The sequence below is a fragment of the Alcanivorax sp. genome (genome assembly GCF_017794965.1).
In the GTDB taxonomy this organism is placed as follows: domain Bacteria; phylum Pseudomonadota; class Gammaproteobacteria; order Pseudomonadales; family Alcanivoracaceae; genus Alcanivorax.
Genome location: NZ_CP051240.1, coordinates 932,481 through 944,690, shown reverse-complemented (window position 1 = coordinate 944,690; position 12,210 = coordinate 932,481). Strand labels below are relative to the sequence as shown.

The 12,210-nt window shown below is 56.8% G+C and carries 7 protein-coding genes; 3 read left to right on the top strand and 4 right to left on the bottom strand.

All coding sequences use genetic code 11. The annotated features are described in order from the left end of the window. Nucleotides 1–100: 100 nt before the first annotated feature. The 4 genes from HF945_RS04200 to HF945_RS04185 form a co-directional block, all read right to left on the bottom strand. Entirely contained in the window at nucleotides 101–1,771 is a 1,671-nt protein-coding gene (locus tag HF945_RS04200; protein WP_290524503.1) for an AMP-binding protein, read from the bottom strand. Nucleotides 1,772–2,409: 638 nt separating this feature from the next. Continuing rightward, on the bottom strand, nucleotides 2,410–2,952 hold the full coding sequence (locus HF945_RS04195; protein WP_290524502.1) for an FMN-binding protein: 543 nt from the start codon (nucleotides 2,950–2,952) through the stop codon (nucleotides 2,410–2,412). Further along, the gene (locus HF945_RS04190; protein WP_290524501.1) at nucleotides 2,952–4,601 is read right to left on the bottom strand and encodes a lipoprotein insertase outer membrane protein LolB; all 1,650 of its coding nucleotides are present in this window, start codon (nucleotides 4,599–4,601) and stop codon (nucleotides 2,952–2,954) included. The genes HF945_RS04195 and HF945_RS04190 overlap by 1 nt, the downstream gene beginning before the upstream one ends. Before the next feature lie 108 nt (nucleotides 4,602–4,709). Beyond that, nucleotides 4,710–5,630, bottom strand: coding sequence for an oxygenase MpaB family protein (locus tag HF945_RS04185; protein ID WP_290524500.1), 921 nt, complete (start codon nucleotides 5,628–5,630; stop codon nucleotides 4,710–4,712). Between the two features lie 500 nt (nucleotides 5,631–6,130). Here HF945_RS04185 and HF945_RS04180 point away from each other — a divergent pair, with 500 nt between their 5' ends. The 3 genes from HF945_RS04180 (at nucleotide 6,131) to HF945_RS04170 (ending at nucleotide 12,206) form a co-directional block, all read left to right on the top strand. After that, entirely contained in the window at nucleotides 6,131–9,475 is a 3,345-nt protein-coding gene (locus HF945_RS04180; protein WP_290524499.1) for an Ig-like domain-containing protein, read from the top strand. A 10-nt stretch (nucleotides 9,476–9,485) separates the two neighbouring features. Next, nucleotides 9,486–10,376 carry an OmpW family outer membrane protein gene (locus HF945_RS04175; protein ID WP_290524498.1) on the top strand — a complete coding sequence of 297 codons (891 nt, stop codon included), beginning with the start codon at nucleotides 9,486–9,488 and terminating at the stop codon, nucleotides 10,374–10,376. A gap of 897 nt (nucleotides 10,377–11,273) precedes the next feature. Then, entirely contained in the window at nucleotides 11,274–12,206 is a 933-nt protein-coding gene (locus HF945_RS04170) for an IS110 family transposase (RefSeq protein WP_290525365.1), read from the top strand. The last annotated feature ends 4 nt before the right edge of the window (nucleotides 12,207–12,210 follow it).

The following is a 12,210-nucleotide window of genomic DNA, read 5'->3' as shown; positions in this document are numbered from 1 at the left end:
ATGTTGTTGTAGTGATTATGCAGCAATGAATTCAGGCAATGCCTTTAACAAGTCACCGACAGAGCATGCCGATGACTTGCCAAAGGGTGGCTCAACCCGATCAAGCGGGTTGGCGCAGTGCCTTCTTGTCGATCTTGCCCACTGAAGTGAGCGGGATCGGATCAATAAAGAAAATTTCCTTGGGTACCTTGTAGGGCGACATGTTTTCGCGACAGAAGCTTTCCAGTTGGCTTTTCAGCTCGCTTTCATTTTCCGCGCAATCCGCTGTGCGCTCAACGTACAACTGGACCACATCGTTACCAGGACGGTTGGTATCCGGGCGGCCGACCACGGCACACATTGCCACCCAGGGAAGGCTTTGTACCTTGCTCTCCACTTCCACAGAGAACACCTTGTAGCCACCGACGATCAACATGTCCTTGCTGCGGTCACAGACACGGACAAAGCCGTCTTCATCCATCACACCCACATCACCGGTGTGCATCCACAGCTTGCCATCAATTTCCCGCAGGGATTTGGCGGTGGCTTCCGGCATTTCCAGATACCCCTGCATCACCTGAGGGCCGGAAGCAATGATCTCACCGGCTTCACCCAGCGGCATCAGGGTCTCGCCGTCTTCCGCATCAACGATACGCACATCGGTGCCCGGCAGCGGAAACCCCACATGGGCTTCCTTGAAATGAGAGGCAGGGTTAAGGGTGATCACCGGGCTGGTCTCGGTCATGCCATACACCTCGCAGAACTTGCCCGCACCGACCACGCTTTCCAGCTTCTGCACTTCTTCCTTGGCAAAGGGCGCCGCACCGGAAATCGCCATCCGCAGACCGGCAAAATCCAACCCCTTGAAGGTCTCGTTGGCGCACAGCATCTGATACAGCGCGGGCACCGCAGCCAGCACGGTGGGAATGCGGGCCTTCATTTCATTCACGAAATGATCGATATCACGGGGGTCCGGAATCAGCAGGAAAGTGGAGGCCGTACGCAGGGCATTGAACAGGACTGCCGCACCGCCGATATGGAATAGCGGGAAGGCAGATGCCACGGTTTCTTCACCGGTACGGTAGCCATAAAAGACATTGGCCTGCAGGTTGTTCATGAACAGGTTGCGCGAAGACAACTTGGCGCCCTTGGGCAGGCCTGTGGTGCCACCGGTATATTGCAGATACAGCACCTTGTCCATGTCCACTTTGGTATTCACGGCGGCGGCGGTTTCCGGCATGTGATCATGCAGGGAAATGCCCTTGATGCCTTCGACTTCGGTATCCAGCGCTTCGCCCTGACCACTCATGATGTCCATGGGGCCAGATACGATCACCGTCGTCAGGGTAGGCACCTTGCCCAACACCGGCTGAACGGAGGCCTGCCAGAACGGCATCAGTGTCATCAGGATCTTCACTTTCGCATCATTGGCCTGATGGGTAACTTCCGGCGGAGTCATCAGTGGAGAAATACTGGTGGTCACCATACCCAGGCGGGCCGCTGCGATAAACGCAATCACGTATTGCGGCGTATTGGGCAGTTGGATACCAAGCACATCCCCTTCTGTGGCGCCCTGCTCTGCGAACAGCGCAGCCATGCGATCGGCCAGGGTATCCAGTTGTTTGTAGGTCAGCGCCTGGCCGAGAAATACCAGTGCTTCCCGATCAGGAAATTCTGTCGCATAGCCGCGCACATAATCAGACAGGGTTTTCTCAGGCAGCTCCGGCAGGGTATACCAGTCTTTGCCCAGAGATTCGTAGGTAGACAGCCAGGGGCGAGATTCCTGATTCATAAAAGCACCTTAAGCGTGTTTATTGACGTTATTGGCTTGCCGGTGGCGAGCAGATAGAACGCTCCGCCGCTCAGCAGATGCAACCATGCTCACCGGATTATTCCCTGTGAGCCCAGGCCACAGCTGGACTAAAAAACCGGGTCACGTTGACGGTGCGACAGTCTCAAGACTCTCACCCTACGCAGACCACGAATCACCACCGCCCGGTCCTTCCGGGCTCCCCCGCAGCCAGTTAACCGGGGGAATTACTTGCTCCCAAGATAGAGGTTGTGGCCCAACAGGTCTTTAGCCACATCTGCCATCACAGGCTTATCTTTGATCATTCCGGCGGCCCCCATTATCGACGGATTGCGTTGACAGCCAGCAGTAAATCGCTGCCACTTTTGAGAACACACAGATGCCGGAAAAGGAATGCCGGTTTACCGTTACGATCCGTAACCCGCCATACCATTAATGCACCCAATGCCGGCATCTGAAGTCGCGCCTGAACGGAAAAAGTGATCAGTAACAGCGGGTATTAGCGAAGAAAGGAAGGATTTTTTTTCAGCGGGAAAAAGGCGACCTGCCGGACCTGATAAAACCAGATCCTGCGCAGGCCAAATGCACACTACTAACAACTAACAAACAGAAATCAGTACTTATTCCACCACGGACTCGTGCAGCACCAGCGCCATGGCAGCGACGCGATTCAAGGCATCCACAGACAGGGTGGCACCGGTAATACCATCCACATCCACAGACAGGGCGTCCTGTTCTGTCAGGTTGACGCCGATATACTGTTCCCGAAAAGCAGCCTGATGAATTTCTCCACCTCGCGGCTCGCGGTAAACCAGCAGTTCCAGTACGGAAATCTTCCCCTCCGGACTGATGCCAATACCGATGGTCATTGGCATGTCTTTACTTTTTTCGTCAATGATCCAGGCCGTCGTGCCGTCATTCTGCCAATAACGCAGACGCATGCCACTGTAGCGATGGCCCAATGCGGCCTCGGCCCGTTTGCGGGTTTCACCGCGCAGGGGCAGCAGGGAAATACCGGGCACATCATTGCCATAGACCTTACCGAGAAACGCTTCAGGCGTGGAATACTCGGTCTCATCGTAAGCCGCTGTGGCCGGCAGCGAGAACACCAGTATCAATGCGCCCAGCAGGCGCATTGATACCCGGGAGAGTTCAACCTTCATCAGTTAACCAACCGTTCCTTGTCGAAGAAGGCCTCGATGAAGAACTGGTTTACACCACCCAGCTTCTCACCCTCCAGGCGAGCCATGGCTTCGTGGTACACCGCCTGGCGCTCCATATCCTTGGGCAACAGTGCACCAAGAGTCCAGGCACCGGCACGCATCCACGCGTAGTTCATCTTCTGCCACCAGCCATACTTCATGTCGTACTCTTCACGAATACGCGGGGGCAGTTCAGCAGAAGTGATAATTTCCTGACCCCACATGGGGAAGATCATCCAGATAGACTGAGGCTTGAACAGATCCTTCTTCAGCTGCATGGCCGCCGGGGTCACCGTCAACTGCGGGCTGTTCCACATGGCCCGGTTGTACTCCATGAATTCATTCCAGTCCGCCGGCAACGCCTGCTCCGGAATACCGAACAGCATGGCAAACAGCTTGGTCTCTTCGTAGAAACGGTCTTTCTCCTGCTGTGTCAGCGGCTCTTCCATTTTCTCGTACATATGGACGATGGTTTCCCACAGAGTGGCGTGCACCCAGATCATGGCGTTGATTTCGTTGGCGCGGTACTCGGAACCCCGCTCAAAGGCACCACTTTCTTCGGGAAGATGACCTTCAATTTCTTCGTGAATGTCACGTACCTGGTTTGCCGAGGCCATGACCTGCGGCATGCTGCCATAGGTAACACTGAGGATGTGGTAGAAGGTTCGGCGGGCACGGCCCAGCGGATCGTTGCGCACCACGGAATGCTCATCGATACCGGCAGTCACCCAGGGGTGAGCCACCTGCAGCAGCAGTGAGCGACCGGCGCCGAAACTTCCCGGCAACGCCATGCCGGACAGGCGCCACATCATGGAGTCCGGACCGTAGAGGCCCACACGGGAATCCGGCAACTCGTCGCCGTGAATTTTCAGCAGCTGCTTGCAGAAATCGGCTTCGTCAATCCACCGAGGCAACGGCGCAGTACCATCGCGGGGAACCAGAGTGGTGACGACATCGCCCTCACCGACCTGCTCCACAGAGGCGTTGATTTCGTCTTCAGACAGGTTCTGGCCACAGGGATTGGTCAGATAACCGGTTTCTGCCCGCACCAAATCCATGCGCAGCGACTTGTCGTCACCATTGAACTTGATGTGCGCAGGCAACTTGTAGTTGCCGGTTACCGACATGAAATCGTGGTAGTAAATCTTCCAGCCATTTTCCTGGATTTTCTTGGCCAGATTGGTGCCCTGCTGTTCAACCTGCGCGTTTGCCGTGGCAGGCAGGCCACGCACCCAGTAGGACAGGTCACCGGCCCGCATGACGGATTTCAGCTGTTGGGCCACCTTTTCCGCCTCGTAGCCGCTGATCACATCCAGCTTTTCGCTACCGGGCTCATAGATGTTACCGCTGATCAATGCCTTGGGTTTGCCGACCGGGTCATCGCCGAGAATGGCCAACTCATAATTTTCATCGATCTGCTTGAAATAGAAATGGCTTTCGCTCTTGTTGCCACCGGTCTTCAGCTCAAACGAGCCTTCTACCAACCATTCGCTGAGCGTTTCAGGGGACTTGGGAACATAGTCAGATTCCTTCATGGATGAACACCCATGCAGGAAAACCACCAACAACCCGAGAAGCAGTACTTTTGCGTTTTCGCTAAGCATTTTCATGAGGCTCTCTACTACGTTTTTTGTTATCAAAAGGCAGCTCCGGGAGGAGCTGCATGGTGCGCGTTTCCTGGCGCTGTCGGGCAGCCCTGTCTGAACCTATCCCGGGGTTCAGATGGCTTCCTGGGCGACTGTCTCCTGGGTCGTCCGGGCCATGTTGTAGGCTTCGGGGTGCTTTTTCGCATCCGCAAAGGCCCGGCGAGCCATGGGAATCAGTCGCATCTTTTTCGGCGTGATGGCATACATCAGCCGATAAAAGCGGCACCAGGCCTTGAACAACCGCTGATCCCCTTTCGTCCAGGGAATGTCGAACTTCTCACGATACTGGTGCGGCAAGGTGGCACGCAGATTAAAGCGCATGAGGCGCCCCAGCACGGCACGAATCATTTTCCAGCCGATTTCCGGCAACCAGTCTACCGGCGGCTTCGGAATCTCAAGATAGTGGTTATGCGCAAGCAGCTCCTGTGCCACTTCACCCATTTCCAGCTTCTCTTCAATCATCCGGTTGAAATAGTCCCAGTACTCGCTCTGGGTTGCCGGCAGATCCTGATCACGGATACCCATCAGGAAACCGAGCTGACGCCACTCCTGAAACATCTGCTCGCGCTCCTCCGTGGTCGGGGGCGTACCGAGCATTTCGTGCATCCGGATAGTGGCGTCATAGCCGGTGATATGTACCCAGCTGTAGGCCTCGGGATCCAGTGAAAAGTATTTCTTGCCATGCTTGTCCACACCCTTGATGGAGCGGTGCAGATCATACAGTTTCACGCCCATCTCGATGGCCTTCTGGGGCCGGGCATAAACAATAGGCCACAACATGGCAGTGGAACGCTTGGCGCGTCCCCAGGGGTCTGTTTTGTATACCGAGTGGTCACCCACACCGGCATCCACAATCGGGTGAGACACCTGCAGCACAAACGCCTGCGGGAGCATCAGATTGAAACGCCAGGACCCGAAGTCCTGCCATGTCAGGGAATCCGGCCCAAGCGGCTTCAGTACATCGCGGCGTGATTGCTCAGCGGTTTGTGTCATCGGGCACTCCAGTCATCCTGCAATGAGACAAATGCAAAAATACGTCTCAATATGGCATTTCGCAAGACAGTGAAACAAATTTGATCTCGTTGTCGACTACTCGACGGAGCAATTTCATGCAAACTGAAATCAATTGCGCATGACCGGCCAGACAGCGCCGTTTCACACGCGCCCGACCGGTGATCAGCCCTCAACCGCCACTGATGTGCAGAATGGGCCAAGTGGGCATAAATAGTTGGCAGTCTTTTGTATCGAACAACGATACGATTATTGCTTTCTGTATCATAGTGTGTTTTTTTTGATACGCAACAACTCTGGATCGAAAAACTGGACGGACCCGCCAGCCCTCATCCAACAACACCCAATAACGGTGCTGGAGAACAACAATGACCAAATGCTCACAATTAGGCTTAGGCCTGCTTATACCCGCAATGTCTATAGCCCTCTCAGGCTGTGGGGCGGACAACAACCCATTTGTGGTTCCACCCACAACTGACGGTTTGACATTCACCTTCCCGGTTGACGGTATGGTCGATGTGCCCACCCCCAGCAAGGCCATGCTGGTGTTTTCCAGCCAGGTCAATGAAACCGCTGTGATGGCCAACTGTACGGGCACCGCCGACGCGCCCATTGGCGCCTTTTGTGTGACAGGCCCGGATGGCCCGGTCGACACCGGCAGCTACACCAATATCATCAACAATGGCCGTACCATCGAATTCAGTATGGACGGCCTGACCCCCGGCACGACTTACCAGGTCTGGCTGCGCCGTGAAGCCTCCCCCAAGGCAAAGAATATCGGCGATGGCGAGGAGCCTGTGTTCAGCTTCACGACCCGTCAGGAAGCCCCTGTCAAAGGACAGACTCCTGCCGTGCTGGCCTTCAACCAGGAAAGCCCACTGGCCTTTGTGGAAGGCAGTGAAGTAGAGCCTGAATTCCCGATCGTGGACATTTCTCCGGTTCGCCTAACGTTCAACGAGCCGTTGTTTGATGATTCGGTGGTATTGGGTGAGTCTGTCCAGTTCGTCAAAGTGAGCGGAGAAAATGGCGAAGAACCCGTGGATGCGGACATGCTCGCCGAGCGCCACTACATCACACTGCAGCCCATTGAGGACATGGAGGGCGGCGCCCACTATGAAGTACGCCTGAATGGCATCGTCGACCTGAATGGCGAAGCGCTGGAGCCGGTGACCTACAGCTTTGTGCCCGCGAGCACCAAGGACACCCCGGACGCAGCCAATCCACCTATTTATCAAACCCTGCAGACCTTCCCGGACATGGAAAGCCCCGGCTACCCGGGCAAATCCAAGATCACCGGTGGCCCCACCAACCAGTTCACTCTGGTTAATACCGCCCTGGGTAAAAATGTGGCCAACTCCCTGCCCAACGGCCTGGAAGCCTTTCTGGCCAACCCGCAGGCTTTTGGTGGCACCAGGACGCCGGTTCTGGCCCGTAAAGGCCAGCAGCTGCAGCTCACTGGTATCAACCCGGCCAAGCTCGGCGGTGAAGTCAGCACGGATCTGGAAACCGGCCTGATCACAGGGACTTTCCTGAGCAATGTCACCGGTTACCTGATGCCCAATATCTATCGTCCCGATGGCCACAAGATGGACGATGACAAGGCCCCTCTGTACGTGTACATGGACTTTGACCTGTCACTGCAGACCGAGAACCTGCAGGGCAATGCCACCCTGAACCAGAACCTGATGCATGTACGTGCCATTGGTCTGGCCACCATTGAGGACCACGTCCTGACCCTGGAAGTGTTCCGTACCCTGCAGCTGGACGTGCTGGGCGGCGCCACCAAGGTAGCGGCAGATTTCAGTCTGCAGGCCAAGGCCGATCCGGCCGTGGTGGTGGATTACACCAACAGTGATGCCCCCTTTGTCACCGGCGCCTACCCTTCCGATGGCAAGATCGGCGTGGAAACCAATGACAATATCCTGCTGGCCTTCAATGAGCCCCTGAGCCCCGCCGGTCTGGATGAAATCCAGCTGCTGGATATGGGCAACGGCGGGACCCCCGTGGACATCATGGTCAAGCGTAGCGGTACCAGCCTGACCATTTCCCCTCAGGCGCGCCTGAACCCGGCCACCGAATATCAGCTCATCATGAGCAACAACATTACCGATATTCACGCCTTCGAACCGCGCACCATTGAAGTCAGCGGCGAAGATGCACTGGGCGGCGACAGCACCCTCACGTTCACCACCGCCGACTACACGCGTACCGCCAATTCCCAGGAGCAAGTCCCCCCGATCATTCTCGGTCTGCATCCCGGTATTGGCTGTGCACTGGTAGAGACCGAAGTACCTGGTTATGCCGGTCGCTGTAAAGGCGGTCTCAGCGATGACGAACTCTACCTGGATTTCCAGTATGAAATCGGCCGTGTCATTGAAGCCTCTTTCAGCCAACCCATGGATACAGACTCCATGGTGCTGGGCACCATTGCCCCCGGCGGTGACGCCTGCGTAGACGGTCCGGTATGTCTGGGCTGGGATACCGGCAGCAACTGGGAAAGCATCGACGCTGCCCTGGTGCCGAGCAACCTGAAGTTCCAGATTCACCCTGCCGAAGGCACCTTTGTTGCCGGTGAGCAATACCGTCTGGTGGTTAACGGCGACAGCACTCCCCAGCTGTACAGTCACGACAATCTGGGCAACCTGCCGCTGAATACCACACCGATGGAAGGTATTGCCGACACCCCGAAGGCAGGCAACCCGAATGGTGGCGACAACATCATCATTGATTTCAACGCTGTTGCACCTTTCGATACGGTCTATGCCACGGTATATACCCGCCCCTACGCGGATTTCAACGGCAGCGGCGGCTGGGATGACGGCGAACCCTTCCCGTGCACCCGCTTTGGCGAGAACGGCAACCCGATCGACGAGGAAGGCAATCCTGTAAGCGCCGACCTCTCACCGTACTGCAGTAACTTCGCCACTGCCGAAGTACTCGACACCCATGGCCTGATTACCGGTGCCAGCCTGAGCGAGGGCGAGGACAAGATCTTTGCTACCGGTGCCCTGCCAATGGCCTTCAAGCCCAAGCAGGAACTGGATCTGTCCGTGCCGGATCTCGGTCTGGTAGACCAGGGCGATGGCAGCTGGTGCATGCCAAACCCGGACGATCTGGGCGAGCAACCCTGTCTTGATGTGGTCGGCACGCACATGATACCGGTGGAAGTGAATCACCAGGTGATTCTCGGCACTGGTCTCACGATTAATGCCGATGTTGGTCTCGATATTGGCAAAGTGCTCGGTGATCTGGATGTGTTCAACGTCTTTGAAGGTGTGGCCGTATCACTTCCGATCAAGCTGAACACTCGCTCGGTGCTGTTGCGTACCCGTCCGGAGCGACCGGATCCAGAAAGCGATGTGCTGCCCCTGAACGGTTACATTGTGAACCTGGAAGGCGAAGAGCAACCGTACTTCATCGTACGTCTGCCCGCATGGCTGGACGTACCGGATCTCGATCTGCTGACCGCGATCCAGGAAGCACTGACGGAACTGCTGCTTGGCGAAGGGTCCACCTTCCTGGACTTCCTTGGCTTCCTGGAGCTGGAGGACTTCATTGACGACGTTCTGGCCAGCCATACTGCAAAAAGTCTGGCAGTGACCGCCTATCTCTACGGGCCGATCAGCTTCCAGGATGACGGACGGATCACGCTCAAGGTCACCAACCTGAACAACGTCAAGGCAACCCTTGGGCTCGAGCTTTTCCCCGATCTGCTAGATGCCAGCCTCGGTGAAGCCGATCTGCTGCTGCCGGCCGAGAAGGTAGCCCTGCAGGTCATGAACCTGCCGTCCCGTGCCCGCAAACTGCCTGAAAGCAACGCTCAATAAGGACAACAACATGCAGAGCAAGAAACACGTTCTGCGCCTGCCGGCGCTCGCCGCCGGCCTGGCGCTCTGCGCCCCGCTCATGGCGCAGGACCGAACCATTCCTGAATACGATGACGTGCGCGTCGATTATCCCGGCTCCGACTTTGTCCGTGATATCGCCGGTGAAGACCGCTTCTACTTTCGCTTTGGGGCGATGTACTTTGCCCCGGATGTGCAAACCAACTACATTGAGGCCAAGAACCTGAGTGAAGTGGCCGAAACCGCCCTGGGCGGTCCGGGCCCGCATTATCTGGAAGGGGAAGCCACCGCAGACCCCCTGCTACTGCCGGGCATCATCTTCGGCTACAAATTGCCCTGGGGGAAAGGCTGGTCGCTGGAACTGATTGCCTCAGCCCCGCCAACCCTGGAGCTCAAAGCGGAAGGGAAACTGGCTGATGAACCGCTAGTACCGGAAGTGAATGGCATCCCCACCGGTGTGCCGGCGCTGGGTGAAGAAATTGCCACCACCAAGGCTGCCCCACCGCTGGTGACACTGGTAAAACGCTTTCGCCTGAACAAGGGCATACAGCCCTATCTGGGGGCCGGTATCGGTTATCTGTTTACCTTCGACACCGAGGTCACCAACCCGGTCGCTACTGCGCTGGGCGAACCGGATATCGACGTGGACAACAAGTTCGGCTGGGCGGCCCAGGCAGGGCTTGATTTCCACCTGTCGGAGCACTGGTGGGTAAGCCTGGATACCAAGTACATCAGCTTCCCGGACGTGTCTGCCGTGGTGTCCGACATGGTTGTCGAGGCGCCCGGCCTTCCCCAGGTTCCCTACGAAAGAGTGGGTGATGTGGAGTACAACGCGGACATCAACATCCTCGCTTACTCGCTGGGTATCGGTTTCACCTTCTAACCCTGAACGCACGGCAACCAAAAAGACCGGCGGGAAATCCCGCCGGTCTTTTTTTGTGCTCATCGCGGATTAGCAGGAAGGGGCGATGAGATGAATCTCCCTGGCTCAATCCCGCTCACAGGCCGCCAGATGCTTGAAGCCAGACGCCTGACGATAAGAACACAATACCGGGTTGCATCGGCCGCCTGTGTGCGATGCGAAGCCTCGTAGGTTGGAAATCGCCGCAGGCGATCTCCGACAGGGCCTTTCCTGTGGTGCGGGGCAATGATGGAAAATGCGGCGGAGATCGGCTTCCGCCGATTTACGCCCTACGGTGTTACCTGGGCGTGCTGCAGCCGCAGAGCGGCCCCCAAAAAGGTTCATCGTGGATTAGCGGGAAGGTTCTGCTACCGGAGCCTTCCCGCAGGAGCATCGGTTATCCGCTGCGCACGGTGGCGGAGCGATTCCAGCGCTTTACTTCGCTCTGGGTGAAATCGGTGTCTAGTGGGAGATTCAGCTTGCTGAACGAAAGTTCTGGCAGCATGCCATGGCCTACAGCAGCATTCGTTCAGCAAGCTGAACTTCCCACACAAGCAGTCTGGAATCACGCCGCCACCGAGCGTAGCGAAGGAACGCCCGCAGGGCGGCCCGAAGGGTGAGCGGAGCGAATAACCGACGCTTGTATGTTTGAATGCCTCTCCTGCAATGATGCAGGACTTGCCGGGGTGGAGGGACCAACGACGCATCTGACCTCAGGGTACAGACGGTAGGAGACTTGGCCCCACCCCGCACCTATTCATACGCCGATAAAGAATCCATCGGCTGAGTTGCACCTCAGACCGACGATACCAGCAAGCCAGCGTTTAGGTGCGCCCCGACAAGCATGTGTAACCTAGCTCAAGGGGCAGTTCAGTGGCAATGCAAGTAGCAAGATCTATCGTCGGCATCGACGTCGCCAAGGCCGAGTTGGTCATTCATTTCCAGGGCCAGACGTTCACCATCGAGAACACCCCCAAAGCCATTAAACACTGGCTCAAGAGCCTGCCATGCTCCTGTGAGATCGCCATTGAGGCCACAGGGACTTACCACATGGCAGTCATCGAGTTGGCCCATGCCAAAGGGCACCACATTTACGTCATTGATGCTTCACGTCTCAGCAGCTACCGCAAGGGAACAGGCGGCCGAGCTAAAACAGACGCCTCTGACGCCCAGCTGCTTGCCCGCCATCTGCAGAGAGAGAAGGAGGATCTGCGCCGTTGGAGCCCGCCGCCCAAGGCGTATCGAACACTGCAGACACTGCTACGCCGCCGCGCGGCGCTGATCAAGGCGCGAACCATGATCCAACAGAGCCTGGGTGGCGAAAAGATTCTCAAGGCGAGCCTGACAAGGCTGATCTCACAGATCAACAGTCTGGATACACTAATCCAGAAGCATCTTCGCAACACCGTAAGAGAGGCAGGGCTCTGCGATCAGGTACAACGCTGCAAATCTCTGGAAGGTGTGGGCGATCTGACGGCTTACGCCTTGGTCATGGCCTTCCTGCGAGGAGACTTCCGCAACAGCGACGCCTTCGTCGCCTTCCTGGGGATGGATGTCCATGTAAAGGACTCCGGCACCAGAACGGGAAAACGCAAGCTGACCAAAAAAGGCGACTCAGAGACCCGCAGACTGCTTTACTGTGCGGCCATGGCCGCTCGTAAAAGCGCCCGCTGGGCGGGTGTCTACCAAGGTTATCTCGACCGTGGCCTGGCGAAAACGCAGGCCCTGGTCATCCTCGCACGTAAGCTGGTCCGTATCGCCTTCGCGCTGATGAAGAGCCGTACTGACTACGTATCTATGCCTGCCTCATAAAAGG